Below are 25,661 nucleotides of genomic sequence, written 5' to 3' on the forward strand. Positions count from 1 at the left end.
TTGAGAAGGGGAACGACATGGCGGCCTACCTGATTGCGCGGATCAACGTGACCGATCCCGAGGATTACAAGGCCTACGCCAGCCAGACCGTCGCGCTGGCCGAGGAATTCGGCGGGCGGTTCCTGGCCAATGGCGGAACGCAGACTCAGGTCGAGGGGATCGGCCCGGACCGCAATGTGATCATCGAGTTCCCCGACCACCAGGCGGCGTTGGACTGGTACAATTCGGATGCGTATCAGCGCATCCTGCCCATCGCGACGTCATCGAGCACGCGCGACATCGTCATCGTGGACGGAGTTTGAGGAGTTAAGACATGCCCGCATTGTGGATTGCCCATGTGACCGTGACCGACGAGGAGGCCTATGGCCGCTATGCCAAGCTGGCCGGTCCGGCGATCGAAGCGCATGGCGGGCATTTCATCGCCCGCGGGGCGCGGTATGTGCAGTTGGAAGGCAACGACCGGGCGCGCAACGTGGTGGCGAAGTTCCCGACGCTGGAGGCGGCGGAGGAATGCTATCGCTCGGCCGCTTACCAAGAGGCGCTGGACCATGCGCGGAACGCGTCCGAACGTGATCTGGTGATCGTGGAAACCTCGGAATAGTGCAGGGCCAGCTGGCCGAGATCATGGCGCGGCACGCGGGCGCGGGCCGCGTGGCGTGGATCGGGCTGCGCCCGGAGCGACTGGCCGATCTGGTCTCTGTCGAGGCCGCGGAACTGACCGAGGCCGGTCTGAAGGGCGACCATGCGCGCAAGGGCAAACGCGCGCTGACCCTGATCCAGGCCGAGCACCTGGCGGTGATCGCGGCGCTGGCCGGGATCGGGGAGGTGCCGCCGGAGGTTTTGCGGCGCAACCTGGTGGTCTCGGGACTGAACCTGACGGCGCTGCGCAATCATCCCGTTCGGATCGGCGAGGCGCTGATCGAGTTCACCGCACCCTGCGCGCCCTGTTCGCGGATGGAAGCCGCGCTTGGGCACGGCGGCTACAACGCCATGCGCGGGCATGGCGGGTGGTGCGCGCGGGTCCTGGATCCGGGACGGATCGCTGTGGGCGATAGCGTCGCACGGGCTGGACCTCGGGATCAGGCGCTCTAGGCTTCCCTTCGATCTGAACGGAGGTGCCGATGCGACTGTTTTCCCTGATCCTGATGCTGATCCTGCCCGGTGCGGTGGCGGCGCAGGACTGGAGCCTGCTGAAAGAGCCCGGCACGGTGGCGCTGATGCGCCATGCGTTGGCGCCCGGCGTGGGCGATCCGGCGAATTTCGAGCTGGAGGATTGCAGCACGCAGCGCAACCTTGACGACCGGGGCCGGGCGCAGGCCCGGAAAGTCGGCGCGGCGATGCGCGAGGCGGGCGTTGAGTTCGATGCCGTATGGACGAGCCAGTGGTGCCGCTGCGTCGATACGGCGGAGTTGCTGGACATGGGCACGCCCGAGGAATTTCCCGCGCTCAACTCGCATTTCGCGGGGCAGGGCGACCCCGAGGCCCAAGCGGCGGAAGTCATGGCGCGGATCGCCGAGACACCCGAGGATGCGCGGCTCTTGCTGGTGACTCACCAAGTGAACGTGTCGGAACTGAGCGGCACCGGCACCAGCTCCGGCGAGATTATCGTGACCCGGCGCACGGATAATGGCCTGGAAGTGGTTGGGCGCATTGCCATTTCTCCGTGAGCGGGATTACTCGAAGCGTTCGCGGTCAAGTACCACCTTGCCCGACATGATCTCGCCGATATAGCCGCAGGGATCGGGGCGTTGCCGATAATGCGCCCAGGCGCGGCGCAGGAAGGCGTCCGGCGCCATGAGGTAGATGAAAGGGTTGATAGACTCACGGCTGAGCGGCGTGTCCATGTCGACCGCGGCCTCGAACCGGGCGATGTCGGCGGCGGGCAGGGATCGGACCTGCATCACATGCGCCACGTATTCGTGAGTGGCAAGGCAGCTGTCAAAGGGGCAGGGCACGGCGTCGAACGCGGCATGCGCAAGTTCGTGGGTCAGAATACTGTTGAAATACGTCTGCGTATCGACGAAGGCGAGGCTGCTGTCGGGGTTGCGGGCGGCTTCCATCGTTGCGGGAGTCAGCAGCTCGATTTCCTCTTCACCGCAATGATAGACACCCATGCAGCCGGATTTCAGCGTGTCGCGCTGGATGACCGTGACGCTATGGGTGAGCGGCACGTTACAGGTGCGCAAGGTCTGGAGGGCATCGGTCACGGCGGTGCATATTGGGGCCGCGTCCGCGGAAGACCCCGCCCGGACGGTCACGGGGGTGCCGGGGCAGTCGATGTCGTCCGCAAGGCTGACCTGTGCGCCGACGAGCAGGGCAAGCAACGTGCAAAGGATGAAACGGCAGGACAGTAGGACCATCCCTGCACCCTATCATGGCCGGGCCGTTCGCACTTGATGTAGATCAGTCGCAGCGCGAGCGACCGGTGCCGTCCTATTCGAGGTCGGTTTGTATCCACTCGGGGCTGAGGTGGATGTCCGTCGACACCAGCCGCCCGGGGCCGAGATTGACGAATTTGTGCGGCACTTCGGCCGGGGCCAGCAGAACGTCGCCCGCCCCGGCCTCGATCTCCTGATCGCCTATGGTGTAGCGGGCGCGGCCTTCGCGGACGATAAAGACTTCGTCATACGGGTGCGTATGCAGACGGGCGCCTTTGCCGGCTTCCTCGATCTCGACAAACAACACGGTGACGTCCGTACCGAGGGTCTTGCCCTCGAAATGACCCGCCCAAGAGTCGGCGTTCTTGGCCCAGTCGGCGCGGGTCAGTTTACGAGGGGTATCGGCCATGGGTCACGCGGTCTTGGCGGCGCGCTTGCGCTCGTGTGGGTCGAGGTGGCGTTTGCGCAGGCGCAGGGCATTGGGCGTGACCTCGACCAGTTCGTCGTCGTCGATATAGGCGATGGCCTCTTCCAGCGACATCTGGACATGCGGGGTCAGGCGCACGGCCTCGTCGGTGCCCGATGCGCGGACGTTGGTCAGTTTCTTGCCCTTCAGCGGGTTCACTTCCAGGTCGTTTTCGCGGCTGTGCTCGCCGATGATCATGCCCTGGTAGATCTTTTCCTGCGGGCCGATGAACATGCGGCCGCGCTCTTCGAGGTTCCACAGGGCATAGGCCACGGCCTCGCCCGATTCCATCGAGATCAGCACGCCCGCGCGGCGGCCCGGGATCGCGCCCTTGTGCGGTGCCCAGCCGTGGAAGACGCGGTTCAGCACGCCGGTGCCGCGCGTGTCGGTCAGGAATTCGCCGTGATAGCCGATAAGGCCGCGCGACGGGACCAGTGCTATGATGCGGGTCTTGCCGGCGCCGGCGGGCTTCATTTCGGTCATTTCGCCCTTGCGGGGGCCGGTCAGCTTCTCGATCACGGCGCCGGAATGGTCGTCGTCGACGTCGATGGTGACTTCCTCGATGGGTTCCAGCTGTTCGCCATTCTCGCCTTCGCGCATCAGGACACGGGGGCGGGAGATGCTGAGTTCGAACCCTTCGCGGCGCATGTTCTCGATCAGGACGCCCATCTGCAATTCGCCCCGGCCCGCGACGTCGAACGCCTCGCCGCCGGGCGTGTCGGTGACCTTGATGGCGACGTTCGTTTCGGCCTCTTTCATCAGGCGTTCGCGGATCACGCGGGACTGCACCTTTTTGCCGTCGCGGCCCGCCAGCGGACTGTCGTTGATGCCGAAGGTGACGGAGATCGTCGGCGGGTCGATGGGCTGTGCGGCCAGCGGTTCGTCCACGGCCAGCGCGCAGATCGTATCGGCCACAGTGGCCTTGGACATGCCGGCAAGGCTGACGATATCGCCCGCCGTCGCTTCGTCGATGTCCTGAAGTGTCAGGCCGCGGAAGGCCTGGATCTTGGCGACGCGGAACTGTTCGATCTTCTGGCCCACGCGGCTGAGCGCCTGCACGGTCGCGCCAACCTTGAGGCGGCCGGATTCGACGCGGCCCGTCAGCAGGCGGCCCAGGAAGGGGTCGGCGCCCAGGGTAACGGCCAGCATGCGGAAATCATCATCGGCGCGCTTGACCTGCTTGGGCGCGGGCACGTGATTGACGATCAGGTCGAACAGCGCGGTCAGGTCCTTGCGCGGGCCGTCAAGCTCGTGATCGGCCCAGCCGGAGCGGCCCGACGCGTACATATGCGGGAAATCCAGCTGATCTTCGTCGGCATCCAGCGCGGCGAAGAGGTCGAAGCATTCGTCCAGTGCGCGGTCGGGCTCGGCATCGGGCTTGTCGACCTTGTTGAGTACCACGATGGGGCGCAGGCCGAGGGCGAGCGCCTTGGAGGTGACGAACTTGGTCTGCGGCATCGGGCCTTCGGCGGCGTCCACAAGCAGAACCACGCCGTCGACCATGCTGAGGATGCGCTCGACCTCGCCGCCGAAATCGGCGTGGCCGGGGGTGTCGACGATGTTGATGCGGGTCTGTTTCCATTCCACGCTGGTGGCCTTGGCGAGGATGGTGATGCCGCGCTCGCGCTCCAGGTCGTTGCTGTCCATCGCGCGTTCGGCCACGGCCTGGTTCTCGCGGAAGGCGCCCGACTGCTTGAGAAGCTCGTCCACGAGGGTGGTCTTGCCGTGGTCGACGTGGGCGATGATGGCGATGTTACGCAGGTCCATTGGGGTATCCTTGGTGGTTTGAGGCAGGCCCTAAGGGCTTTGCCCGCCGATTGCCAGAGGGAAAAAGGTGTTACGCGGCGATGGTGGCGCCGCGGTGCGGCAAAAGCCGCAACAGGGTTGCGCCGAGGGGGCGGGCGGTGGCCCCGGTGCCCAGCTTGAAGCGGGCGAGGCCGGGGGCGGCCTCGGTATCCAGCGTGCCGAGGTCGAGCCGGGTGAGCCCGCGCTGATGCAGGTAAGTGGTGGCTTGCCACATCAGCAGGGTGTGGGCGTGGGTGCGACGCGCGGCGGGAGCGGCCCAGCCGACGTGATAGGTGGCGGTGGTCCCGTGCAGCAGAAAGAGCAGGTAGGCCAACATCCCGGCGCGGTCATGCGCTGTGAAAAGCCGCGTGGCCTGCCGGTGGGTGGCGGCGAAGGCGCAGGTGAATTCTGGCGGCAGGGCGCGGTAACCCCTGGCGCGTTGCTGGTGCTGGTCAAGGATCAGCAGGTCGGCGTCGCGGTCGGGATCGAACGGGCGGTGATGAGTGCGCAGTTGTCCGGCCTGTGCCGCGCGCAGGCGGTTGCGCCATTTGCCGTGCAGACCGGCCAAGAGAGCGTCCGGGCCGGGGGTGAGGTCCAACTCGACCACGTGGGCCGGAGTGAGCAGGGCGCGGTAGCCATGCGATTGGTACAGGCGGGCGGTTTCGGGCGTGTCAGGCTGAACGACGGAGGGGCCGGGCAGAGGAATGAGGGCCGCTGTCGGCTTTATGCCTGGTGCCAGTAGGGGGCCGCGCGGCAAACATGTCAGGCGCAAAGGGCCGATGCGGCGGCGCAGGATTTGCGCGGTGCCAAACGTGCCGGAACCATCAGTCAGCGCATACCACCCGACATCAGCCCCGATGGCGCGCATCGCGGCGCCGTAGCGCGGGTGCTGTTGCACGGCGCAGGGGCCGGGCGGCTGGAGGGCGGTGTCGCTGAGGAGCCAGGCAAGGGACATTCTGCCATTAAGGCGATGATAACCTAAATCATGGTTAATGGCGCTTATGGCGAAGGCAAGGAAACCCGTCCGCGGTGTCGACGCGCCCAGCGTGCGGCCCACGGCCTATGCGGCGTGGCTGGTGGCGGTGGTCCTGTCCGTGCCGGTCTTCGTGGTGCTGAGCGTGATCGACTGGATCTGGTAGCGGCTCAGTCCCAGCGGACGTTGTTGCGGCGCATGTACCAAAGCGACAGCGGCGTCTCGATCACCAGCGCGATGACGATGGTGAAGACGACCCAGTTGGTGTCGAACAGCCACAGCGAAAAGCGCGTGCCGGTGCCCCAGAAGAGCCAACCGTTGATCAACAGCATCACGCCGGTGACGCCAAGATCATACAGCCCCATGCGCGACACGTGGCGCGGACGCAATGTGGGATAGAGAATGAAATAGGCCACCGCCAGGCAGGTGATGACGGTGACCAAGGCCTGTCCCTCGGGCGATAGGGCGGACAACATCGGTCAGACTTCGATCAGAACGGGATCTCGTCGTCGTAGTCGCGCGATGGCGAGGGTTGCGAGCGGCCCTGGTCGGACGGGCCCGACGAGCCGCCGCCGTAGTCCTGATCATAGCCACCGCCGCTGCCGCCGCCATAGCCGCCGCCACCACCACCGCCGCCGCTGTCGCGGCCGTCGAGGAAGGTCATCTCGCCCGCGTAGGGGCGCAGCACGACTTCGGTCGAATAGCGATCCTGGCCGGACTGATCCTGCCACTTACGGGTCTCCAGCTTGCCCTCGATATAGACCTTGGAACCTTTTTTCAGATATTGCTCGGCCAGCCGCACCAGCGCTTCGTTGAAGATGGCAACGGTGTGCCATTCGGTGCGTTCGCGCCGCTCGCCGGTGTTGCGGTCCTTCCAGTTCTCGGACGTGGCGATGCGCAGGTTGCACACTTTGCCGCCGTTCTGGAACGTGCGCACCTCGGGGTCGCGTCCCAGGTTGCCGATGAGAATGACTTTGTTGACGGAACCGGCCATGGCGCCCTCCTGCTGCGGTCTGATGGTTAACGTTCACCTTACATCACCCCCAAGGGATGAAGAAAAGACTAAAATTCAGGGAATATCCCCGGCTGGACGCGCCGGACAGGAATGCGGCGCGCGACTCTGGCAATTTGAGCCGCGTTCGGTATAGTGCCGCCCGAGACGGTCAGGCCATTGCCCTGGGACAGCGGCGTGACGCTGACCGGCGTGGGACAGTAAGGGGATGATGTTCAGTATGCGCAAGCTGGCAATCGCGGTGACCGCTGTGTCACTGGCCTGGCCGATGGCGGCCACGGCGGATATTCTCTCGACCAAGGGCAAGAAACGGATCTTCAGTTCGCAGACGCGGGTGCTCGATACCCGCGCCAAGCAGCAATACAACGCCTCCGTGAAACTGCAGCCGCAGAAGATACACACGCCCAGCAAGTGGGATGAGGCTGCGCCCGCGCTTGGGTACAATGGCAAGTACAAGGGGCAGTACCTGAACGTCGCCAAGGATTCGGCGCGGCGGCATGGCATCCCCGAGAACCTGTTCCTGCGGCTGGTGCAGCAGGAATCAGGCTGGAACCCGCGGGCCAAGTCGCACAAAGGCGCGATCGGGCTGGCGCAGCTGATGCCGGGCACGGCGAACTATCTGGGCGTCGATCCCAACGACCCGCGCCAGAATCTGGACGGCGGGGCGCGGTACCTGGCCGAGCAGTACCGTACCTTCAAGTCCTGGAGGCTGGCACTGGCGGCGTACAATGCGGGGCCGAAGGCGGTGCAGAAATACAATGGCATTCCGCCCTACAAGGAAACCCGCAACTACGTGAAGATCATCTACGGGCAGTAGGCCGCGCCACGCGACTCAGCCCTCGTAATCTTCGTCGGAGACCTTTTCCATCCAACGGACGGCGTTGCCGTCGATGCTTTCCTGTATGGCGATATGGCTCATGGCCGTGTCCGGCGCGGCCCCGTGCCAGTGCTTTTCGCCTGCCGGAAACCATACCACGTCGCCTTGCCGGATCTCCTCGACCGGACCGCCCTCGCGCTGAGCGCGGCCCTGCCCGAAGGTGACGATCAGGGTCTGGCCGGCGGGATGGGTGTGCCATGCGGTACGTGCGCCGGGCTCGAACGTGACATGGGCGCCAACGGCGCGGCCCGGTGCCTCGGCGGTGAAGAGCGGGTCGAGCCGCACGGTGCCGGTGAAATACTCGGCGGGGCCGGGGGCGGACGGGTTGGCGCCGGGGCGGGTGATCTTCATGGGGTGGCTTTTCGGGGTGTCATAGCTGTCAGTCCGCGCCGCATTCAGCCGGTGAAGCCGATCTTGTGCAGGTGGATCTCGTTCGAGGGATGCTTTTCCGCCCCCACGACCCGTCCATTGTGATGGTTGTAAAGCGTGCGCCAATAGGGCTGGATGATCACGCCTTCCTCGCGCAGGATGGATTGAAGGCGTTCCATCGTCTGCCGCCGGGTGTCCACGTCGGGCACCGACAAGGCGCGGTCCAGCAGGCGGTCGAATTCTTCGTTGGCAAAGCCGGTCTCGTTCCACACGGCATCAGATCGGTAGGCGAGGTCGAGCACCTGCACGCCCAAGGGGCGGTGGTTCCACTGGGTGAGCGAGAACGGATAGTCCCGCCAGTTCTGCCAGAAGGTGGCACCGGGCTGAACCGTGCGTCGCACGGTCAGGCCGGCGTCGCGCAGCTGCGCCGTGACCGCGTCGGCGGTGTTGCGCTGCCATTCGTCGTCTACGGTGATCAACTCGTGCGCGTAGCCCAGCATGCCGATTTCCTCGAGGTCGGCGCGGGCCTGCGCGGCGTCAAACGGCGCCGGGCCAAGATCGGCATGGGCGGGGTGGATCGGGCTGACATGGTCGTTGGCGGCAACGGTGCCATACCCGGAATACCCCAGTTCGAGACAGGTCTCGTTGCGCACGGCCAGCGCCAGCGCCCGGCGCAGGGTGGCGTCGGCATAAGGGTAATCGCCGTTAAGCTCGGCCTTGGCATTGCCGCGGATGACGATGGTGGCGGTGCTTTCGGTCTCGGTCCGGGTCCAGCCGATGGCGTCCAGCACCTCGATGAAATTGCCGACGGATTCGTAGAGCAGGTCGACCTCGTCGGCCTCGACCGCGTCGATCCAGTTGGACGGGTTGGTGCCGAGGTCGATGAATTCCACCCGGTCCAGGTAAGGCCCCCCCAGAACGTCCGTACCCCACCAGTCGTGATCGGTGTTGCGCTCCAATACGCAGCGCTGGCCCACGACCAGCTCGACCGGGCGGAAGGGGCCTGTGCCAATGCCATGCTCGAACGGGTCGCCGCCGCCGTAGCTGGCATGCATCACCGCCGCCGGATAATCCGACAGGTTGGCCATGAGCGCGATATCGGGGGTGGCAAGCGTGAGCACCAGCGCGGTGTCATCGACGACCCGCACCGCATCATCGCGAATCTGGCCCGAGGCCGGATCGCAGAGGCTCTTGAGGCGAGAGGCCATTGAATTGCCCTCGACGCTCGCGTCGCACCAGCGCTCGAGGTTTCGCGCCACGTCGCGGGCGGTGAACGGATCGCCGTTGTTCCACGTTACCCCGCCGCGCACGTTCAGGCGATACTCGGTCGCGTCTGAATTCACATCCCAGTTTTCGAGAAGCATCCCGCGCACGGTGCCGTCGCGGCCGTATTCCACGAGGTATTCCAGGAAACCGCGGGTCTGGTTGCCCATCTCGCTCCAGTCATAGGTGCGGGGATCGCGGAGTTCCTTGACGTTCTGCTGGATGCGCAACGTGCCGCCGGGCACGATTTGGGCCGGGTCTTGGGCGTGTGCCGGGGCCGGCAGGCCGACCATCGACAGGGCCAGCGGCGCCGAGAGGCCGAGACCGCAGGCGCGGGTCAGAAACTCGCGCCGGTCCATCGTGCCACGCCTCAGCGCGCGGTTCAGCGCGGGCAGGGCGGGATGCGGCGGGACGTCGGAGCGAGAGGACATTGGCGCGGGCCTTGAAACAAGCTTTGCGAATAGAAATGAGGCGTCGGGTTTCAGTTTCCATCCCGGCTGCGCGGAAATCAACCGGGTGGCGCTGAAATACCTGTGAAGCCGTGCAGTCTCAGGCCGCTTTGCGCGGGGCGGTGCGGCGCAGGTCCGAGGGCGATTTGCCCGTATGACGATGGATGAAGCGTGAGAAATAGGCCGCACTGCTGAAACCCAGCTCGGCCGCGACCTGGTTGGCGGGGCGGTCGGTGGTTTCGAGCTTGTCGCGGGCGGCGTGCAGGATCCGGCCCGTCAGCATGGCCGAGGCGGTCAGCCCGGCAGTGGACTTGCACACCCGGCTGAGATGCGTGGGCGTCACGCCAAGGTGGCGCGCCAGGTCCTGCATCGACGTGCCGGTGGTGTAGTCCCGCTCGATCAGCGCGGCATAGGCCTCGACCAGCCGGTGCGCGGCGGTGGGGTCGGCGACCTCGTCATTGGTGCTGAGCATGGCGCGGCGCAGCCAGACCGTCAGAAGCTGGGCATGGGCGGTCATCGCCTCGTCCATGAAGTTTCGGGCCTCGTTCTGTTCGCGCTGCATGGTCTCCAAGAGCGTGGTCAGGTCGGCCTGCGCCCGCGGGTCGCGGACGCGCAGCAGCACCGGCTCGTCCGGCATGAGGATGCCGGTCCGGGGCGGGATGCGGCAAGCGAGACCGAAGCTTTGCGATCCGGGATCGAGCGCGAAAAGCGCGCCGGCGGGCAGCACGAGCGCGGTATGCACCGCCAGCCCGCGCCGCCGACCGCCGATCAGGCAGCGCCCTTGTCCGCGGGTGATCCACAGGAACACGTGGTAGGGGTCGCTATGCGGCAGGCTGGCGCGCCATGCGCCCGGTCCGATCCACTGCGCGAGCGTTTGGAGTTGCGGATGGGATGTCACTGTCCGGAACCTCGATTGTCGTGATTCTGCACGGATGGCGCAGGGTTTCCATCGAATTGAGGTCAGGAATGTCCGATTCTGTACAGGGGTTACAAGATCAAAGCGTGGCGGCGGCAAGGGTTTGCCAGTTTTTCATGCGGGCGCGGAACCAGCTGCGCTGGCGCTTGGCATATTGCCTTGTGGCGATGATGGCGGCTTCGCGCGCCGCATCGAGCGTCATCTCCCCCTTGAGATGGGCGATGAGTTCAGGCGCGCCGATGGCCTTGGAGGATTGATGCGCGGGTGACCATGTGGCGAGGTTATCGCGCGCCTCGTTCAGCGCGCCCGCGTCGAGCATCAGATCGAAGCGGCGTTCGATTCGCGGGGTCAGCCAGTCCTTGGGCGCGTCGATCAGCAGGCAGGTGGCGTTGTCGGGCGGCAGGAGCGGGGGCGGTGTGGCGTCCTGCCATCGGGCCAGGGGCGTGCCGGTGGCGCGCTGTACCTCCCAGGCGCGCTGGACGCGCATCGGGTTGACGGTGTCGATGCGCGACCGGGTTTCCGGGTCGAGATCGTCCAGCAGGCTTGCCAAGCCCTTGACCGCAAGCTGCGCGTCTGCTTCGGCCCTGATTTCGGGTGGGGTGGCGGGGATCTCGGCCAGCCCTTCGGTCAGGGCCGAAAAGTAGAGACCGGTGCCGCCGATGATGATCGGGCGGGGACCGTCCCGCAGCAACGGTGCGAGGTCGCGCAGCCAATGGCCGACGGAATAGGCGGCATCGCCCGGCACATGACCGTAGAGCGCGTGGGGCGCGCGGGCTTCCTCGTCCGGTGCGGGGCGGGCGGTCAGGATGCGCCAGTTGGCGAAGACCTGCAGCGCGTCGGCATTGATGATCCGCCCGCCGTCGCGTTCCGCCAGGGCCAGCGCCAGGGCGGACTTGCCCGAGGCGGTGGGACCGGCGATCAGCACGGGCCGGTCGGAAGGGATATCGGGAAGGGCGGTCATGGCCTCCGTTTAGGACGTTTCTGCGCCGGTTTTAAGCGCCTTGCGGCGAAATTCGCGCGACGGGTCCGGCGCGGGCCGGTTTGACGATTGAACCCGGGAGCATTTTCGCCCATTTTGCGCGCCAAGAGACGACCCGCACCGGGACCGTTCCAAGACCGCGCATAAGGAGCCGCCCCATGCCAGACGCCGACGCCCCCGAGACCACGTTCAAGCGGGTCCTGCTGAAAATCTCCGGCGAGGCGCTGATGGGCGACGCGAGCTATGGGCTGAACCCGCCGACGGTGGAGCGGATCGCACGCGAAGTGAAATCGGTCCACGACATGGGGGTCGAGATCTGCATGGTGATCGGCGGCGGCAACATCTTTCGCGGGCTGCAAGGCTCGGCGCAGGGGATGGAGCGGACGACCGCCGATTACATGGGGATGCTGGCCACGGTGATGAACGCGCTGGCCATGCAAAGCGCGCTGGAAAAGCTGGGCGTCTTCTGCCGGGTGATCACGGCCATTCGCATGGACGAGGTGGCCGAGCCCTATATCCGTCGCCGCGCGGTACGTCATCTGGAGAAAAAGCGGGTCTGCATTTTTGCCGCCGGCACCGGCAACCCCTATTTCACCACCGATACGGCGGCCACGCTGCGCGCCAACGAAATGGCATGCGAGGCGATCTTCAAGGGCACCAAGGTGGACGGGGTCTATGACAAGGACCCGATGAAAAACGACGACGCCAAGCGGTTCGACGAGGTCAGCTATGACGAGGTGCTAGCCAAGCACCTGGGCGTCATGGATGCCAGCGCCATCGCGCTGGCGCGGGACAACAGCTTGCCGATCATCGTCTTCAGCCTGGACGAGCCCGGCGGCTTCCGGTCGATCCTTGACGGGACAGGCACATATACCAAGGTGGGCGGCTAGGATCGTCTGCGCGAAATCCACACGAAACCTGAGGCTCTCGTACGGGACTGAGCCCTATACAATCGACGCGACTTGCCGGTATAGAGGCAAGACCATCGTTCGGCAGAACCAAGGGAATTAAGATGAGCGACGACTTCGAACTGGACACCAAGGACCTGGAGCGCCGGATGGAGGGCGCGATGAGCAGCCTGCGCACGGAATTCGCCTCGCTCCGGACGGGCCGGGCCTCGGCCTCGATGCTGGAGCCGGTGATGGTGGACGCCTATGGCGCGATGACCCCGATCAACCAGGTGGGCACGGTCAATGTGCCCGAGCCGCGCATGGTCACGGTCAATGTCTGGGACAAGGGCCTTGTGAACAAGGTGGAAAAGGCCATCCGCGAAAGCGGGCTGGGCATCAACCCGCAGATGAACGGAACGATCATCATGCTGCCCATCCCCGAGCTGAACGAGGAGCGGCGCAAGGAACTGACCAAGGTCGCCGCGCAATACTCCGAGAACGCCCGGGTGGCCATTCGCAACGTGCGCCGCGACGGGATGGACCAGATCAAGAAGGCCAAGGCCGACGGCATGTCCGAGGATGACCAGAAATTCTGGGAAAACGAGGTGCAGGAGATGACCAACCAGCACATCAAGGCCGTGGACGAGGCGCTGGAGGCCAAGCAGGCCGAAATCATGCAGGTCTGACAATGGCAGAGGCGCGCGACATGCAGGAGACATCTGCCGGACGGGGTCCGCGCCATGTGGCGATCATCATGGACGGCAATGGCCGTTGGGCGCAAAAGCGCGGGCGGCCGCGCCTGTTCGGGCACCATGCTGGGGCCCGCCGAGTGAAGGAGATCGTGACCGCTTGTCCCGATTTCGGGGTGGAGTATGTCACGATCTTCGCCTTCTCGACCGAGAACTGGAAGCGTACCCAGACCGAAGTGGCCGGGCTGATGAGCCTCTTTCGCCGCTATATCATGAAGGAAATGCAGGAATTCGTACGCGAGAACGTGCGCGTGCGGTTCATCGGCGACCGTCCGCGGCTGGACGCCAAGCTGCGCCGGCTGATGGACGATGCCGAGGCGATGACTCAAGGATGCACCGGCACGAACCTGACGATCGCGCTGAACTATGGCGGGCGCGACGAGGTGAGCCGTGCCACGCAGCGCTTGGCCCGCGACGTGGCCGAAGGCCGGCTATGCCCCGAGGACGTGAACGAGGAAACCTTGCCCAAGTATCTTGATACCTGCGTGCTGCCCGATCCCGACCTGGTGATCCGTACCTCGGGCGAGGCGCGGATCTCGAACTTTCTGCTGTGGCAGTCGGCCTATGCGGAATACGAGTTCATCGACACGCTCTGGCCCGATTTCACGCCGGATATCTTCGGCGAGCTGCTGCGCGGCTACGGCGCGCGCGACCGGCGGTTCGGGGCCGTGACCGCATGAGCGCAGCCGGCGCGAAGTGGTCCGACCTGCGCCGGCGGGCGCTGTCGGGCGTGCTGATGCTGGTGCTGGGGGCGTTCGGCGTCTACCAGGGTGGGCTTTTTTTTATTGTGATGGTCTGTGCCATATGTGGCGCCATGGTATGGGAAACCGCGCGCATGTTCGCCACCCGTCAGGCCGTGGGCCTTGGCATCGCCGCCGCGGTGGTGATGCTCGCGCTGAATTTCCTGCCCGGCACCTTTGCGCTGCCCTTGATGCTGGGGCTGGCGCTGGTGGCGGCCAGCCAGACCGCCGAGGACGGGCCGCTGGCCTTTCTCGTGATCTCTTGGGTGCTGCTGGCCTGTTTTGCGCTGCTCTGGGTGCGGGCGGGGCATGAAACGCTTTGGATTCTTTGGCTGATCCTGGTCGTCATCGCCTCGGACGTGGCGGGGTATTTCGCCGGGCGGATGCTGGGCGGGCCGAAGTTCTGGCCGCGCTTCAGCCCCAAGAAAACCTGGTCCGGCACCATCGCGGGCTGGCTTCTGGCCGGGATCGTGGGGCTGTTCTTTCTTCAACCCTTGGGCATGGGGCTGGAACTGATACCGATGTCTATGCTGGCGGGCTTTGCCGGGCAGATGGGCGACATCGCCGAAAGCGCTGTGAAGCGCCGCAAGGGGATCAAGGACAGCTCCAGCCTCATTCCCGGGCATGGCGGCGTCTTCGACCGGTTTGACGCCATGCTGGGCGGCAGCGCCGCCGCGCTGCTGTTCTGGGCGGTAGGCCTGATGCCGGGGGCGGGCGGATGAAGCGGATCAGCATCCTGGGCGCCACCGGCTCGGTCGGGCAGAACACGCTGAGCTTGATACAAGGCGAGCGCGACCAGTTTCGCGTCGTGGCTTTGACCGGGGGGCGCAACATCGCGCAACTGGCGCAGGACGCTATCGCCTGCGACGCCGAGATTGCCGTCACCGCCCATGAAAGCCTGCTGGACGACCTGCGCGCCGCGTTGCGCGGCACCGATATCGAGGCCGCCGCCGGCGCGACCGCGCTGACCGAAGCGGCCGCGCGGCCCGCCGACTGGGTGATGTCGGCCATCGTCGGCTTTGCCGGGCTGGCACCGGGGCTGGCGGCGTTGAACGAAGGCACGACACTGGCGCTGGCCAACAAGGAATCTCTGGTCGCCGCCGGTCAGCTTCTGATGGGCACGGCGCGGCGGGCGGGCGCCCGCATCCTGCCCGTGGACAGCGAACATTCCGGTATCTTCCAGGCGCTGGTTGGCGAGGATGCCGCCGCCGTGCGGCGCATCATCATCACCGCCAGCGGCGGCGCGTTCCGTGACTGGCCGCTGGAGCAGCTTATCCACGCCACCCCCGCCGAGGCCGCGACCCATCCCAACTGGGACATGGGCCAGCGGATCACCATCGACAGCGCCTCGATGTTCAACAAGGCGATGGAAATGATCGAGACGCGCGAGTTCTTCGGCGTCGCCCCCGACCAGATCGAGGTTTTGATCCATCCCGAATCCCTGGTGCACGCGATGGTGCATTACGTGGACGGCGCGGTAATGGGCCATATGGGGCCGCACGACATGCGCCACGCCATAGGGTACGCGCTGAACTGGCCCGAGCGGCGCGACCTGCCGGTCGCGGCGCTGGATCTTGCCGCCACCGGCACGCTCAGTTTTCAGACGCCGGACACAGAGCGGTTTCCGGCTCTGCGCCTGGCGCGCGAGGTGATGGAGTCGCGTGGCCTGATGGGGGCGGTGTTCAACGGCGCCAAGGAACGGGCGCTGGACCATTTCATCGCCGGAAAGATCGGCTTCATGCAGATGAACGGAATCGTCGAAGAGGTGTTGGCGCGGCTTGCCGAGCATGACAAGATCGCGCAAAGGCCGATGACCCTTGATACAACAGCCCGCGCGGACCATCTGGCAAGGATGTATGTCGACAGCGTGGCGAAAGAGCAGGACGGATAACAGACCTTGGACGGAATAAACTTTCTCCCGCAATTCGGTGGCCTTGCCCTGACCCTTCTGGCCTTTCTCGCCGCCCTATCGGTGATCGTGGCGATCCACGAATACGGCCACTACATCGTCGGGCGCTGGTGCGGGATCAAGGCGGATGTTTTCTCGCTGGGCTTCGGGCCGGTGCTGTTCAGCCGCGTGGACAAGCACGGCACGCGCTGGCAATTGGCGGCGCTGCCCTTTGGCGGCTACGTCAAGTTCATGGGCGACGCGAATGCCGCCAGCGGCACCAGTGACGGCAGCGTCGCTGAAATGCCGCCCGAGGAGAAGCGCAAGACCATGCTGGGCGCGCCGCTCTGGGCGCGGACGCTGACTGTGGCGGCGGGGCCGGTCTTCAATTTCATCCTGTCGATCCTTGTCTTCGGCGCCATCATGATGAGCCAGGGCAAGGTGACCGAACCTTACGTGATCTCGGATCTGCGCCCGCTGCCTTTCGACGGTGTCACGCTGCAACAGGGCGACGAATTGCTGGCGATCGAGGGGCGCGAGATCCCGACGATGATCAACATGGACGAAGCCGACGAGGAAGCGTTCCGCGCCTTTATCGACGCGCTGCCGCGGGAGCCTTTGCTGAGCTACGAGGTGCGTCGCGATGGCGAGGTCATCGAGGCGATGGGCCCGCACCCGCAGCCGCCGCTTGTCACGCAGCTGTCGCCGCGCTCGGCGGCGTTCGAATCGGGGTTGAAGCAAAAAGACGTGATCGTCGGCCTCGAAGGCGAGCGCATCTATGCCTTCAACGAACTCAAGGACGTGGTCGAGGGCTCGGACGGGGCAACGTTGGCGCTGGACGTGTGGCGCGATGGCGAGGTGATGGATTTTGACCTGACTCCACGCAGGGTGGACGAACCGCAGGAAGACGGCGGGTTCGAGACGAACTGGCGGATCGGCATCGTCGGTGGTTTGCCCTACGAGTTGCAAACCGGGCCGCGCGGCTTTGGCGAATCCCTGTCGGGCGCCGTGGCACAGACCTGGGCCGTGATCTCAGGCTCGATTTCGGGCCTCTATCACATGATCACGGGCGCGATCAGCAGTTGCAACATGTCCGGGCCCATCGGCATCGCAGAGGTGTCGGGCGCCATGGCCAGCCAGGGCGTGGACAGCTTCATCTGGTTCATCGCGGTGCTGTCGACCGCCGTCGGCCTGCTGAACCTGTTCCCGATCCCTGTTCTGGATGGCGGGCACCTGGTGTTTTACGCCTATGAGGCCGTGGCGGGACGCCCGCCCAGCGACCGGGCGCTGCGGATCATGATGACCGTGGGCCTGACGCTGGTGCTGGGGGTGATGCTGTTCGCCTTGTTCAACGACATTTTCTGTCCTTGACCGGACCGCTGTGCGACGCCGCCTGAGGGGCGCGGGGCAGGGAAGGGCGCGGCGGGAGCGCCGTCATGGAATTGCCATAATTCCTGCCCGACTATCGTCACAAAGAAATCGGATAACTGCGGGTACTGCCTGACTGAATACGAATCGAAAGCCCGAAATCACATGCAACACGTTCTGAACGGATATCGCGGGATGACCCTGTTGGTGAATCTCAACTGGGATCGCATTCTTTATCTTGCCACCATCGCTGTCGCCCTGTGGGCTGGCGCGTTCGTCGGTTCGCTCTGAAGCGTGGCGCCCGGGCTGCGGCCAGGAGGTCGCAGTCGCTTAAAAATTTCCCATACTCGTTTTGACAACCCCCACCGGACCCGGTAGTGCTTTTGGCCACTGGGATGGCTGATTGGGTTCGCTAATGAAACTGTCGATCGGGTTGGGGACGAAGCGCTTTTCAGGGCTTTTTTCAACGCATTTTCTTTCGTTGCTTTTCGCGGCTGGACTGATGGCCGCCGCCCTGTCCGCCGCATCGCCGGCCGAGGCGCAAAGCTATCGCTTCACCAACGTGTCCATCGAGGGCAATCAGCGGATCGAGGGCAGTACGATCCTCAGCCAGGCGGGCATTGCCCGAGGCGAAACAATCAGCGCCGGTCAGCTGAACGACGCCGCGCAGCGCATTCGCGCCAGCGGCCTCTTCGAAGAAGTCCAGGTGGTTCCGCAGGGCAACACGCTGGTAATCCGGGTCATCGAGTATCCGACGATCAACCGCGTCGTGTTCGAGGGCAACCGCCGCCTGAAGGATCCCGATCTTCAGGGCTTTATCGAAAGCGCCCCGCGCCAGGTGTTCAGCCCCACCCGCGTGGACCGGGACGTGGCGACACTGACCGAGGCTTATGAACAGAACGGCCGCGTGTCGGCCCGTATCCAGCCCAAGGTGATCCGCCGTAGCGACAATCGTATCGACCTTGTCTTCGAGATTTTCGAAGGCGGTGCGATCGAGGTAAACCGCGTCAGCTTTGTCGGCAACCGCGCCTATTCCGACCGCCGCCTGCGCCGCGTCGTGGACAGCAAGCAGGCGGGTATCCTGCGCGCCATCGTCTCGCGCGATACGTTCAATGCCGAGCGACTGGAATTCGACAAGCAGGTGCTGCGCGATTTCTACCTGTCACGGGGCTATGTCGATTTCCGCGTGACCGGCACCAATGCCGAGCTTGCGCAGGAACGTGACGGCTATTTCGTGACGTTCAACGTGCAGGAAGGGCAGCAATTCCGCTTTGGGCAGATCACCACCACGAGCGAGATCCCCGAGGCCAATGCCGCCGAGTACCAGGACGTTCTGCGGATCCGGTCGGGCGTGGTCTATTCACCGACGCTGGTCGAGAACTCGATCGCGCGGATGGAACGCCTGGCGATCCGTCAGGGCGTCGATTTCCTGCGGGTCGAGCCGGTCATCACTCGCAACGAGCGGGATCTGACGCTGGACGTGGAATTCATGCTGGTGCGCGGGCCGCGCGTGTTCGTGGAACGCATCGACATCGAGGGCAACACCACCACGCTGGACCGCGTCATCCGCCGCCAGTTCACGCCGGTCGAGGGCGATCCCTTCAACCCCCGCCAGATCCGCGAAGCCGCCGAGCGCATCCGCGCGTTGCGCTATTTCGAGGACGTCGACGTGAATGCGCGCGAAGGGTCGGACCCCAACCAGGTCGTGGTAGATGTAGATGTCGAGGAAACCACGACCGGCACGCTGTCCTTCGGCGGCAGCTACAGCTCGGACGGCGGTTTCGGCCTGACGCTGGGCTTTTCCGAGCGCAACTTCCTGGGTCGTGGCCAGCGCGTAACCGCGCAGATCTCGGCCTCGGCGGACACGGCCAACTACAACCTGGCCTTCGCCGAACCGGCCTTCCTGGGCCGCGACGTGGAATTCGCGATCCAGACCTCGCTCTTGGAAACCGATAGCAACAACAGCCTTTATGACACGGTGCTGGGCGAGTTCCGGCCAAGTCTGACCTTTCCCGTTTCCGAAAACAGCCGCCTTTCGCTCTACTACAGGGCCTCCTATCAGGAGATGGATGACTATACCGGCGTCTCGCCCACGCTCGCCGCCGAAGTCGCGCAAGGCGATTTCTTTACCAGCGGTATAGGCACGCGCGTCGTCTTCGACACGCGGCGCACGGGACTGAACCCCAATGCCGGCGTTCTGCTCGATGCAGGCCTGGAATATAACGGGCTTGGTGGAGACCTCGAGTACATGAAGTACTCCATGCGGGTGGCCGCGCAGCGACTTGCCTTCAACGAAGAGATCACGCTGCGCGCCTCGCTCGAGGCCGGCGCGCTGGACTTCATGGGCGGTGATCGGTCCCGCGCCATTGACCGCTATACCGGGCAGGTCATGCGCGGCTTCGACGCCAACGGCATGGGCCCGATCCAGAATGGCGAACATCTGGGCGGCAACCTCTATGCCGTGGCCAAGTTCGACGTGGAGTTCCCGCTGGGCACGCCCGAGGAATTCGGCCTGTCGGGCGGCGCGTTCTATGATGTCGGCGCGATCTGGAATGTCGACACGATCGGCGCGGCGCAATCGACCGGGTTCAAGCCGCGCCACGTGGTTGGCCTGTCTCTGTTCTGGGAATCGCCGTTCGGTCCTCTGCGGCTGAACTTCTCGAAAGCGCTCAAGAAGGAACCGGGCGACATCGAGCGCGAGTTCGATATCACGGTCCGCACGGAATTCTGATATGACGCCGCTACGGGCCCTGCTGATGTCGGTGGCCCTGCTGGCGGCCCCGGGGTGGCTCGTCGGCGGCCCCGTTCCCGCGGCGGCGCAAAGTGTCGGCGTCGTGCAAAGCGATATCCTGGTGGTGGACCCCGAACGCCTGTTCGAGGAAACCCGGCTTGGTCAATCGATCACCAACCAGCTTCAGCAGGAGCGCGAAGACCTGATCGCGCTCAACCGCAAGTTGGAGGCAGAGCTCGAGGCCGAAGAGCTGGCCCTGACCGAACAGCGCGACTCCACCTCGCCCGAGGAGTTTCGCGACCTTGCCGACGCTTTCGATGAACGGGTGCAGCGCATTCGTGCCGACAGCCAGCGCCGCGTGCGCGAGCACGAGCGCAACCGCGAACGCGCCCCGCTGGAATTCATGCGCCGGGTCGAGCCGGTGCTGGTCGAGCTGATGCGCGAGGCCGGGGCCGCGGTGGTGATGGATCGCCGCACCGTGCTGCTTCAGGCTGACGTGGTCGACATCACCAGCGCCGCGGTTCAGCGCATCGACGCCACGCTTGGCGCCGCTGCGCAGGACGAGGGCGACGCCGGTACGACCGAAGGGACAAACGATCCGGCAGATCCCGTTCCCGTCACCGACCCGGAAACCGCTCCCGCCGAATAGCCAACCGGACCCCCGCCGTGCTTGCCCCGCTGACCCCAACTTGGTAAGCGGGGACACCGGGGACGGACCTTGTTCGCGGCCAAAGGCAGAAGGAACACGAAGCCCATGACCACGTCCCTAGACAGTGCCGATATCGGCCGCATCCAACGGCTGATCCCGCACCGCTATCCGTTCCTGCTGGTGGACAAGGTCGTGGAGATGGACGGGTATCAATCCGCCCGCGGCATCAAGAACGTCACGATGAACGAGCCGCATTTTCAGGGCCATTTCCCGGCCAAGCCGATCATGCCCGGCGTCACCATTGTCGAGGCGATGGCCCAGACCGCCGCCGTCATGGTGGGCGCCGCGCTGGAAATGGAGGACCGTGAGCTGCTGGTCTATTTCATGGCGATCGAGGGCTGCAAGTTCCGCCGCATGGTGGTGCCCGGCGACGTGCTGGAGTTGAAGGTGACCACGACGCGCGGCAAGCCCGGCGGCAAGGTCTGGCGTTTCCACGGCGAGGCGACGGTCGAGGGCGAACTGGCCTGCGAGGCGGATTTCACCGCCATGATGGACATGCCGAAGGAGTAAGCCGCATGGCCGAGACGCGCATTCATCCAAGTGCGGTCATTGAGGAGGGCGCCCAGATCGGCGCCGGTGTCGAGATCGGCCCGTTCTGTCATGTCGGCCCCGAGGCACGGCTGGGCGATGGTGTGGTTCTGAAATCGCACGTGGTCGTCACCGGCGACACGCAAGTGGGCGACGAGACGGTGATCTTTTCCTTCGCCTGTATCGGGGAGATCCCGCAGGACCTGAAATTCGCGGGCGAGAAAACAAAGCTGGTGATCGGCCAGCGCAACCGCATCCGCGAACATGTGACGATGAATTCCGGCACTGAGGGCGGCGGCGGCATCACGCGCGTCGGCGACGATGGCCTCTTCATGGCGGGCTGTCACGTCGCCCATGACGTGCAGGTGGGTAACCGGGTGATCATCGTCAACAACGCGGCCCTTGCCGGGCATTGCGTGGTCGAGGATGACGTGATCATCGGCGGTCTGTCGGGCGTGCACCAATGGGTGCGCATCGGGCAGGGTGCCATCATCGGCGCGGTCACCATGGTGACCAATGACGTGATTCCCTATGGCCTGGTCCAAGCGCCGCGCGGGCATCTGGACGGGCTGAACCTAGTCGGGCTCAAGCGACGTGGCGTTGCCCGCAAGGACATCACGGCGCTGCGTGCCGCGTTCCAGATGCTGGCGCAGGGCGAAGGCGCGTTCCAGGACCGCGCCCGCCGTTTGGGCGAGGAAACCGAGAGTGCCTATGTTCGCCAGATCGTGGATTTCGTGCTGGCCGAAAGCGACCGGTCGTTCCTGACCCCGGGCGCGGGCTGAGGCGCCGATGACGTTGGCGCTGATCGCCGGGCAGGGTGGCCTGCCACCGCAGCTGGTGCGGGTCCTGCTGGCCCGTGGCGAAGTGCCGGTTGTCTGCGAGATCGAGCAGTTCCCGTCGGATGTGAAAGGCGAGCTGCCGCGGCTTGGCTTTCGGCTGGAAACGCTGGGAACCTTCATTGCCACCGCAAAGGAGGTCGGCGTCACCCGCATCTGCATGGCCGGGGCCATGCGCCGCCCGCCGATCGACCCGTCGCAGATCGACGCGGCGACGATGCCGCTTGTGCCCAAGGTGCAGGCCGCGCTGGCCAATTCCGGCGATGACAGCACGCTGCGCATTTTCACCGAGATTTTCGAAGAGGCCGGTATCGAGGTTATTGGTGCGGCCGATATCGACCCCTCGCTGCTGCCGCCCGAGGGTTTGACCGGCAGCCTGCCGGATGGCGTCAAGCAGGACATTACCGTGGCAGAGGCGGCGCTGGCCGAATTGGCCGCCGCCGATGCCGGGCAGGCCGTGGTGGTGCGCGGCGGCAAGGTGATTGCCCGCGAGGACGCGCGCGGCACCGATGCCATGCTGAGCGACCTATGCCCCGAGATCCAGGACCAGGGCGTCTCGCATGACCCGTTCGAGATGATGGGCGACATGCTCGACAGCGTGGCCGACTGGCTGAGCGGCCCGGTGGCCGAGGCGCGGGCGGCAGAGGACACCAGCGATGGCGGCATCCTCTTCAAGGCGCCGAAACCGGGGCAGGAATTGCGCGTGGACATGCCGCTGATCGGTCTTGGCACCGTGATGCGCGCTGCCGAGGCCGAGCTGGCGGGCATCGTGATCGAGGCAGGCGGCGTGATGCTGCTCGACCCCGACGGCGTGGCCGAAGTGCTGCGCGCACAAGGCATGTTCCTGTGGGTCCGGCCACGGGGCGGGGCATGAAGGTTTTCGTCATCGCCGGCGAGGCATCGGGCGACCGGCTGGGGGCCGCGTTGATGGCGGGTCTCAAATCGCTGACGGACGTGGAATTCGCCGGTGTTGGCGGCGATCAGATGCAGGCCGAGGGGTTTACGTCGCTCTTTCCCATGGAAGAGCTGAGCGTCATGGGGCTGGTCGAGATCCTGCCCAAGTATTTCCACCTCAAGCGCCGCATCCGTGAAACCGCCCAAGCCGCGATCGACTATGGCCCGGACGTGGTGATCAGCATCGACAGCCCCGATTTCTGCTTGCGCGTGGCGAAGATCATCAAGGACCGCAGTGATCTGCGCACCGTGCATTACGTCGCCCCCTCGGTCTGGGCCTGGCGGCCCAAGCGGGCCGACAAGATGGCAAAGGTGATAGACCAAGTTCTGGCGCTGCTGCCCTTCGAGCCGCCCTACCTGGAGGCCGCGGGCGTGGACTGTGATTTCGTCGGGCACCCGGTGGTGAATGATGCACCCGCCTCAGACGACGAAATCGCCGCCTTCCGCGCCGATCACGGCCTGGGCGACGCGCCGGTGCTGCTGGTGCTGCCCGGGTCGCGCGGCAGCGAGGTGGCGCGCCTCGGCCCGATTTTCGGCGAGGCGATCCGGCAGGTTTGCGCGGCAAAGCCCGAGTTGCGACTGGTGATCCCGACCGTGGCGGCCCGCGCCGAACAGGTCAGGGCGCTTGTGGCCGACTGGCCCGGCGACCCGGTTGTGGTCGGCCCGACGGGGCAGGGGCAGGCCGACAAGCGGCGCAAAGCTGCGACCTTTGGCTGTGCTCAGGGTGCATTGGCAGCGTCGGGCACGGTTTCGCTGGAACTGGCCGCCGCCGACACGCCCATGGTCATCGCTTATGACGCCGCGTGGCTGACGCGCGAGATAATCCGAAGGATGCTGATCATCGACACGCTGACGCTGGTCAACCTGGTGTCGGAAACCCGCGCGATCCCCGAGTTCAACGGCGAGCGATGTCGCGCGGATCTCATCGCGCCCGGGGTTCTGGACATGCTCGACAATCCCGGCCCACAGCGCGACGCGATGGGCCTAACGATGGAGCGGCTGGGCCGTGGTGGCGAGGATCCCGGCCTGCGTGCCGCCCGCGCGATAATGGACCGGATGCCGGGCTAAGTGGCTGCGCGCCCACGTCAATCGTCCATTAACGGGAATCGCGCAGGCTTGGGGCATGGTACAGCTACTTCCTCTCCGCCGCCGTGGCGAAACGAGCTTCGTGACCCTGACGCTGGCCGAGCGCGATGCGACGACTCTGGTGGACGAAATCGACCACCTGCAAGCGACGGTGCGCATGGTGCGCGACCTCTGGCCGTTCGAGCTGGACGCCTGGGTCGTCCTGCCCGACCACCTGCACGCGGTCCTGATCTTGCCGCATCGTGACGACGACCTTGCCATCCGGCTCTCCACGATCAAGGCGCGTTTCGCCGCGCGGGCCTCTAAACGGGCAATGACTCCCAGCCAGATCGCGGCGGGCGGCGCGCATCTGTGGTGTGTGCAGGACAAGATCGAGCAGATCCGCACCCGTCACGACATGGAGACTTTCCGACGCCATTGCTGGACCGATCCGGTGCGCCACGGCTTTGTCAGCGACCCGCATGACTGGCCCTATTCGTCCTATCACCGCAACAGCCGGACCGATCCGCGGCAGACTGAACCGCTCGCGACCATACGCGCCTCGGCCTAAGCCGCGCGATCAGCCTTTCCAGATCCAGCCACCGCCAAGGATGCGGCCGCCCTCGGTCTCGTAGAACACGCAGGCCTGCCCGGGTGACACACCTTCCTCGGCCACCATCAACTCGACCTCCGCCGTGTCCGGCCCGGTGGGGCGGATGATCGCCTCTCGCGGCGGGCGGGTGGAGCGGACCTTGACCGATACGTGCCACGCGGGACGGCTCTGGAAATCCTCGTCGCCCAGCCAGTTGATCTCGCGCACCGGCACGGTGCGGGTCGCCAACATCTCTTTGGGTCCGACGATTACGCGCTGCGTATCGACGTCAAGTTTCACCACGTAAAGCGGCTCTTCCAGGCCGCCGATGCCAAGGCCCCGGCGCTGGCCGATCGTGTAGTGGATCACGCCGTCATGCCGCCCCAGCACGCGGCCATCGGCATGGACGATCTCGCCCGGCTCGGCGGCCCCCGGACGCAGCTTTTCGATCACCGATGCATAGTTGCCATTCGGCACAAAGCAGATGTCCTGGCTGTCGGGCTTGTCCGCCACGGGAAGTCCATAGCGCGCGGCCAGTTTCCGCGTCGCGTCCTTGGACGGCAGATGCCCCAGCGGAAAACGCAGGAAATCCAGCTGTTCCGGCGTGGTCGAGAACAGGAAATAGCTCTGGTCGCGGGCAGCATCCGCCGCGCAATGCAGTTCCGGACCGCGGTCGCCCAGCTTGCGCTGGATGTAATGCCCTGTCGCCATGCAATCGGCATCAAGGTCCTTGGCCGTCTCCAAAAGGTCCTTGAACTTCACCCGCTCGTTGCAACGGATGCAGGGCACCGGAGTCGCCCCCGCAAGATAGCTGTCGGCGAACTCGTCGATCACCGCGTCCTTGAAGATGTTCTCGTAATCCAGCACGTAATGCGGAAAGCCCATCTCCTCGGCCACGCGCCGTGCGTCGTGGATGTCGACCCCGGCACAGCAGGCGCCTTTCTTGGCCAGCGCCGCGCCATGGTCGTAAAGCTGCAGCGTCACCCCCACCACATCGTAGCCTTCCTCGGCCAGTTGCGCCGCCACGACGGAGCTGTCAACGCCGCCGGACATGGCAACGACGACCCGCGTGTCGGCGGGGGCTTTGGGAAATCCAAGCGAGTTCAGTTCAGGATCGAGCGGCATGACATGGCTCCGGTTTGGC

The 25,661-nt window shown here is 65.4% G+C and carries 30 protein-coding genes; 19 read left to right on the forward strand and 11 right to left on the reverse strand.

Annotation, left to right across the window (positions count from 1 at the left end; all coding sequences use genetic code 11):
• Nucleotides 1–17 precede the first annotated feature (17 nt).
• From FIU86_RS08595 to FIU86_RS08610, 4 genes are read left to right on the forward strand one after another with little or no spacing between them, the layout of a single operon-like run.
• The gene (locus tag FIU86_RS08595) at nucleotides 18–302 is read left to right on the forward strand and encodes a DUF1330 domain-containing protein (protein ID WP_152474701.1); all 285 of its coding nucleotides are present in this window, start codon (nucleotides 18–20) and stop codon (nucleotides 300–302) included.
• An 11-nt stretch (nucleotides 303–313) separates the two neighbouring features.
• Nucleotides 314–601, forward strand: coding sequence for a DUF1330 domain-containing protein (locus FIU86_RS08600; protein ID WP_152474702.1), 288 nt, complete (start codon nucleotides 314–316; stop codon nucleotides 599–601).
• A gap of 23 nt (nucleotides 602–624) precedes the next feature.
• The gene (locus FIU86_RS08605; protein ID WP_152477039.1) at nucleotides 625–1,092 is read left to right on the forward strand and encodes an MOSC domain-containing protein; all 468 of its coding nucleotides are present in this window, start codon (nucleotides 625–627) and stop codon (nucleotides 1,090–1,092) included.
• Between the two features lie 29 nt (nucleotides 1,093–1,121).
• Nucleotides 1,122–1,667 (forward strand): histidine phosphatase family protein, encoded by a 546-nt coding sequence (locus FIU86_RS08610; protein WP_152474703.1) that lies wholly within the window; start codon nucleotides 1,122–1,124, stop codon nucleotides 1,665–1,667.
• A gap of 6 nt (nucleotides 1,668–1,673) precedes the next feature.
• Here FIU86_RS08610 and FIU86_RS08615 read toward each other — a convergent pair whose 3' ends face one another.
• The 4 genes from FIU86_RS08615 to FIU86_RS08630 form a co-directional block, all read right to left on the reverse strand.
• Nucleotides 1,674–2,360, reverse strand: a complete 687-nt coding sequence (locus FIU86_RS08615) for a DUF6639 family protein (protein WP_172977474.1) — start codon at nucleotides 2,358–2,360, stop codon at nucleotides 1,674–1,676.
• Nucleotides 2,361–2,433: 73 nt separating this feature from the next.
• Nucleotides 2,434–2,787 carry a cupin domain-containing protein gene (locus FIU86_RS08620; RefSeq protein WP_152474705.1) on the reverse strand — a complete coding sequence of 118 codons (354 nt, stop codon included), beginning with the start codon at nucleotides 2,785–2,787 and terminating at the stop codon, nucleotides 2,434–2,436.
• A 3-nt stretch (nucleotides 2,788–2,790) separates the two neighbouring features.
• Nucleotides 2,791–4,611, reverse strand: a complete 1,821-nt coding sequence (gene typA, locus FIU86_RS08625; RefSeq protein ID WP_152474706.1) for a translational GTPase TypA — start codon at nucleotides 4,609–4,611, stop codon at nucleotides 2,791–2,793.
• Nucleotides 4,612–4,681: 70 nt separating this feature from the next.
• Nucleotides 4,682–5,584, reverse strand: coding sequence for a GNAT family N-acetyltransferase (locus FIU86_RS08630; RefSeq protein WP_152474707.1), 903 nt, complete (start codon nucleotides 5,582–5,584; stop codon nucleotides 4,682–4,684).
• 46 nt (nucleotides 5,585–5,630) lie between these two features.
• On the opposite strand from FIU86_RS08630, the gene FIU86_RS22540 reads away from it, so the two are divergent.
• A complete protein-coding gene (locus tag FIU86_RS22540) occupies nucleotides 5,631–5,768 on the forward strand; it encodes a hypothetical protein (RefSeq protein WP_216647211.1) in 138 nt (45 codons plus the stop codon).
• Nucleotides 5,769–5,772: 4 nt separating this feature from the next.
• Here the strand turns inward: FIU86_RS22540 and FIU86_RS08635 are convergent, their stop codons facing one another.
• Together FIU86_RS08635 and ssb are read right to left on the reverse strand one after the other, a co-directional pair.
• The gene (locus tag FIU86_RS08635; protein ID WP_152474708.1) at nucleotides 5,773–6,078 is read right to left on the reverse strand and encodes a hypothetical protein; all 306 of its coding nucleotides are present in this window, start codon (nucleotides 6,076–6,078) and stop codon (nucleotides 5,773–5,775) included.
• 14 nt (nucleotides 6,079–6,092) lie between these two features.
• Nucleotides 6,093–6,596, reverse strand: coding sequence for a single-stranded DNA-binding protein (gene ssb, locus FIU86_RS08640; protein ID WP_152474709.1), 504 nt, complete (start codon nucleotides 6,594–6,596; stop codon nucleotides 6,093–6,095).
• Nucleotides 6,597–6,834: 238 nt separating this feature from the next.
• On the opposite strand from ssb, the gene FIU86_RS08645 reads away from it, so the two are divergent.
• Entirely contained in the window at nucleotides 6,835–7,431 is a 597-nt protein-coding gene (locus tag FIU86_RS08645) for a lytic transglycosylase domain-containing protein (protein ID WP_152474710.1), read from the forward strand.
• Between the two features lie 15 nt (nucleotides 7,432–7,446).
• Here FIU86_RS08645 and FIU86_RS08650 read toward each other — a convergent pair whose 3' ends face one another.
• From FIU86_RS08650 to miaA, 4 genes are all read right to left on the reverse strand, one after another.
• Nucleotides 7,447–7,842 carry a cupin domain-containing protein gene (locus FIU86_RS08650; protein ID WP_152474711.1) on the reverse strand — a complete coding sequence of 132 codons (396 nt, stop codon included), beginning with the start codon at nucleotides 7,840–7,842 and terminating at the stop codon, nucleotides 7,447–7,449.
• Nucleotides 7,843–7,886: 44 nt separating this feature from the next.
• Nucleotides 7,887–9,554: an ABC transporter substrate-binding protein gene (locus FIU86_RS08655; protein WP_254703977.1), complete on the reverse strand. Its 1,668-nt coding sequence runs from the start codon at nucleotides 9,552–9,554 to the stop codon at nucleotides 7,887–7,889.
• 118 nt (nucleotides 9,555–9,672) lie between these two features.
• A complete protein-coding gene (locus FIU86_RS08660) occupies nucleotides 9,673–10,470 on the reverse strand; it encodes an AraC family transcriptional regulator (RefSeq protein WP_152474712.1) in 798 nt (265 codons plus the stop codon).
• Between the two features lie 97 nt (nucleotides 10,471–10,567).
• Nucleotides 10,568–11,449 carry a tRNA (adenosine(37)-N6)-dimethylallyltransferase MiaA gene (miaA, locus tag FIU86_RS08665; protein ID WP_152474713.1) on the reverse strand — a complete coding sequence of 294 codons (882 nt, stop codon included), beginning with the start codon at nucleotides 11,447–11,449 and terminating at the stop codon, nucleotides 10,568–10,570.
• Nucleotides 11,450–11,625: 176 nt separating this feature from the next.
• Here miaA and pyrH point away from each other — a divergent pair, with 176 nt between their 5' ends.
• The 13 genes from pyrH (at nucleotide 11,626) to FIU86_RS08730 (ending at nucleotide 24,496) form a co-directional block, all read left to right on the forward strand.
• Nucleotides 11,626–12,357, forward strand: coding sequence for a UMP kinase (pyrH, locus tag FIU86_RS08670; RefSeq protein WP_152474714.1), 732 nt, complete (start codon nucleotides 11,626–11,628; stop codon nucleotides 12,355–12,357).
• A 122-nt stretch (nucleotides 12,358–12,479) separates the two neighbouring features.
• Entirely contained in the window at nucleotides 12,480–13,043 is a 564-nt protein-coding gene (gene frr, locus FIU86_RS08675) for a ribosome recycling factor (protein ID WP_152474715.1), read from the forward strand.
• Nucleotides 13,044–13,063: 20 nt separating this feature from the next.
• A complete protein-coding gene (locus FIU86_RS08680) occupies nucleotides 13,064–13,786 on the forward strand; it encodes an isoprenyl transferase (RefSeq protein WP_254703978.1) in 723 nt (240 codons plus the stop codon).
• Complete coding sequence (locus FIU86_RS08685) at nucleotides 13,783–14,568, forward strand: phosphatidate cytidylyltransferase (RefSeq protein ID WP_152474717.1); 786 nt, start codon at nucleotides 13,783–13,785, stop codon at nucleotides 14,566–14,568. The genes FIU86_RS08680 and FIU86_RS08685 overlap by 4 nt, the downstream gene beginning before the upstream one ends.
• On the forward strand, nucleotides 14,565–15,737 hold the full coding sequence (gene dxr, locus FIU86_RS08690) for a 1-deoxy-D-xylulose-5-phosphate reductoisomerase (RefSeq protein ID WP_152474718.1): 1,173 nt from the start codon (nucleotides 14,565–14,567) through the stop codon (nucleotides 15,735–15,737). Before FIU86_RS08685 ends, dxr begins: the two co-directional genes overlap by 4 nt.
• A 6-nt stretch (nucleotides 15,738–15,743) precedes the next feature.
• Entirely contained in the window at nucleotides 15,744–17,105 is a 1,362-nt protein-coding gene (gene rseP / locus FIU86_RS08695) for an RIP metalloprotease RseP (protein ID WP_152474719.1), read from the forward strand.
• A gap of 499 nt (nucleotides 17,106–17,604) precedes the next feature.
• Nucleotides 17,605–19,833, forward strand: coding sequence for an outer membrane protein assembly factor BamA (bamA, locus tag FIU86_RS08700; protein WP_152474720.1), 2,229 nt, complete (start codon nucleotides 17,605–17,607; stop codon nucleotides 19,831–19,833).
• A gap of 1 nt (nucleotide 19,834) precedes the next feature.
• Nucleotides 19,835–20,482 carry an OmpH family outer membrane protein gene (locus tag FIU86_RS08705; RefSeq protein WP_254703979.1) on the forward strand — a complete coding sequence of 216 codons (648 nt, stop codon included), beginning with the start codon at nucleotides 19,835–19,837 and terminating at the stop codon, nucleotides 20,480–20,482.
• Nucleotides 20,483–20,587: 105 nt separating this feature from the next.
• A complete protein-coding gene (gene fabZ, locus FIU86_RS08710) occupies nucleotides 20,588–21,052 on the forward strand; it encodes a 3-hydroxyacyl-ACP dehydratase FabZ (RefSeq protein ID WP_152474721.1) in 465 nt (154 codons plus the stop codon).
• 5 nt (nucleotides 21,053–21,057) lie between these two features.
• Nucleotides 21,058–21,852, forward strand: a complete 795-nt coding sequence (gene lpxA, locus FIU86_RS08715) for an acyl-ACP--UDP-N-acetylglucosamine O-acyltransferase (protein WP_152474722.1) — start codon at nucleotides 21,058–21,060, stop codon at nucleotides 21,850–21,852.
• Nucleotides 21,853–21,859: 7 nt separating this feature from the next.
• Nucleotides 21,860–22,780 (forward strand): LpxI family protein, encoded by a 921-nt coding sequence (locus tag FIU86_RS08720; protein ID WP_152474723.1) that lies wholly within the window; start codon nucleotides 21,860–21,862, stop codon nucleotides 22,778–22,780.
• Complete coding sequence (gene lpxB, locus FIU86_RS08725) at nucleotides 22,777–23,928, forward strand: lipid-A-disaccharide synthase (protein ID WP_152474724.1); 1,152 nt, start codon at nucleotides 22,777–22,779, stop codon at nucleotides 23,926–23,928. Before FIU86_RS08720 ends, lpxB begins: the two co-directional genes overlap by 4 nt.
• Before the next feature lie 55 nt (nucleotides 23,929–23,983).
• Nucleotides 23,984–24,496 carry a transposase gene (locus FIU86_RS08730; RefSeq protein WP_152474725.1) on the forward strand — a complete coding sequence of 171 codons (513 nt, stop codon included), beginning with the start codon at nucleotides 23,984–23,986 and terminating at the stop codon, nucleotides 24,494–24,496.
• 9 nt (nucleotides 24,497–24,505) lie between these two features.
• Here the strand turns inward: FIU86_RS08730 and mnmA are convergent, their stop codons facing one another.
• A complete protein-coding gene (mnmA, locus tag FIU86_RS08735; RefSeq protein ID WP_152474726.1) occupies nucleotides 24,506–25,642 on the reverse strand; it encodes a tRNA 2-thiouridine(34) synthase MnmA in 1,137 nt (378 codons plus the stop codon).
• Nucleotides 25,643–25,661 lie beyond the last annotated feature (19 nt).

The sequence above is a fragment of the Roseovarius sp. THAF9 genome (assembly GCF_009363715.1).
Taxonomy (GTDB): domain Bacteria; phylum Pseudomonadota; class Alphaproteobacteria; order Rhodobacterales; family Rhodobacteraceae; genus Roseovarius.

What these genes read in the sequence shown, in the direction of transcription:
- FIU86_RS08595 (WP_152474701.1), top strand. Translation starts at nt 18, where the DNA reads ATGGCGGCCTACCTGATTGCGCGGATCAACGTGACCGATCCCGAGGAT.
- FIU86_RS08600 (WP_152474702.1), top strand. Translation starts at nt 314, where the DNA reads ATGCCCGCATTGTGGATTGCCCATGTGACCGTGACCGACGAGGAGGCC.
- FIU86_RS08605 (WP_152477039.1), top strand. Translation starts at nt 625, where the DNA reads ATGGCGCGGCACGCGGGCGCGGGCCGCGTGGCGTGGATCGGGCTGCGC.
- FIU86_RS08610 (WP_152474703.1), top strand. Translation starts at nt 1,122, where the DNA reads ATGCGACTGTTTTCCCTGATCCTGATGCTGATCCTGCCCGGTGCGGTG.
- FIU86_RS08615 (WP_172977474.1), bottom strand. Translation starts at nt 2,360, where the DNA reads ATGGTCCTACTGTCCTGCCGTTTCATCCTTTGCACGTTGCTTGCCCTG.
- FIU86_RS08620 (WP_152474705.1), bottom strand. Translation starts at nt 2,787, where the DNA reads ATGGCCGATACCCCTCGTAAACTGACCCGCGCCGACTGGGCCAAGAAC.
- typA (WP_152474706.1), bottom strand. Translation starts at nt 4,611, where the DNA reads ATGGACCTGCGTAACATCGCCATCATCGCCCACGTCGACCACGGCAAG.
- FIU86_RS08630 (WP_152474707.1), bottom strand. Translation starts at nt 5,584, where the DNA reads ATGTCCCTTGCCTGGCTCCTCAGCGACACCGCCCTCCAGCCGCCCGGC.
- FIU86_RS22540 (WP_216647211.1), top strand. Translation starts at nt 5,631, where the DNA reads ATGGCGAAGGCAAGGAAACCCGTCCGCGGTGTCGACGCGCCCAGCGTG.
- FIU86_RS08635 (WP_152474708.1), bottom strand. Translation starts at nt 6,078, where the DNA reads ATGTTGTCCGCCCTATCGCCCGAGGGACAGGCCTTGGTCACCGTCATC.
- ssb (WP_152474709.1), bottom strand. Translation starts at nt 6,596, where the DNA reads ATGGCCGGTTCCGTCAACAAAGTCATTCTCATCGGCAACCTGGGACGC.
- FIU86_RS08645 (WP_152474710.1), top strand. Translation starts at nt 6,835, where the DNA reads ATGCGCAAGCTGGCAATCGCGGTGACCGCTGTGTCACTGGCCTGGCCG.
- FIU86_RS08650 (WP_152474711.1), bottom strand. Translation starts at nt 7,842, where the DNA reads ATGAAGATCACCCGCCCCGGCGCCAACCCGTCCGCCCCCGGCCCCGCC.
- FIU86_RS08655 (WP_254703977.1), bottom strand. Translation starts at nt 9,554, where the DNA reads ATGTCCTCTCGCTCCGACGTCCCGCCGCATCCCGCCCTGCCCGCGCTG.
- miaA (WP_152474713.1), bottom strand. Translation starts at nt 11,449, where the DNA reads ATGACCGCCCTTCCCGATATCCCTTCCGACCGGCCCGTGCTGATCGCC.
- pyrH (WP_152474714.1), top strand. Translation starts at nt 11,626, where the DNA reads ATGCCAGACGCCGACGCCCCCGAGACCACGTTCAAGCGGGTCCTGCTG.
- frr (WP_152474715.1), top strand. Translation starts at nt 12,480, where the DNA reads ATGAGCGACGACTTCGAACTGGACACCAAGGACCTGGAGCGCCGGATG.
- FIU86_RS08680 (WP_254703978.1), top strand. Translation starts at nt 13,064, where the DNA reads ATGCAGGAGACATCTGCCGGACGGGGTCCGCGCCATGTGGCGATCATC.
- FIU86_RS08685 (WP_152474717.1), top strand. Translation starts at nt 13,783, where the DNA reads ATGAGCGCAGCCGGCGCGAAGTGGTCCGACCTGCGCCGGCGGGCGCTG.
- dxr (WP_152474718.1), top strand. Translation starts at nt 14,565, where the DNA reads ATGAAGCGGATCAGCATCCTGGGCGCCACCGGCTCGGTCGGGCAGAAC.
- bamA (WP_152474720.1), top strand. Translation starts at nt 17,605, where the DNA reads ATGGCCGCCGCCCTGTCCGCCGCATCGCCGGCCGAGGCGCAAAGCTAT.
- FIU86_RS08705 (WP_254703979.1), top strand. Translation starts at nt 19,835, where the DNA reads ATGACGCCGCTACGGGCCCTGCTGATGTCGGTGGCCCTGCTGGCGGCC.
- fabZ (WP_152474721.1), top strand. Translation starts at nt 20,588, where the DNA reads ATGACCACGTCCCTAGACAGTGCCGATATCGGCCGCATCCAACGGCTG.
- lpxA (WP_152474722.1), top strand. Translation starts at nt 21,058, where the DNA reads ATGGCCGAGACGCGCATTCATCCAAGTGCGGTCATTGAGGAGGGCGCC.
- FIU86_RS08720 (WP_152474723.1), top strand. Translation starts at nt 21,860, where the DNA reads ATGACGTTGGCGCTGATCGCCGGGCAGGGTGGCCTGCCACCGCAGCTG.
- lpxB (WP_152474724.1), top strand. Translation starts at nt 22,777, where the DNA reads ATGAAGGTTTTCGTCATCGCCGGCGAGGCATCGGGCGACCGGCTGGGG.
- FIU86_RS08730 (WP_152474725.1), top strand. Translation starts at nt 23,984, where the DNA reads ATGGTACAGCTACTTCCTCTCCGCCGCCGTGGCGAAACGAGCTTCGTG.
- mnmA (WP_152474726.1), bottom strand. Translation starts at nt 25,642, where the DNA reads ATGCCGCTCGATCCTGAACTGAACTCGCTTGGATTTCCCAAAGCCCCC.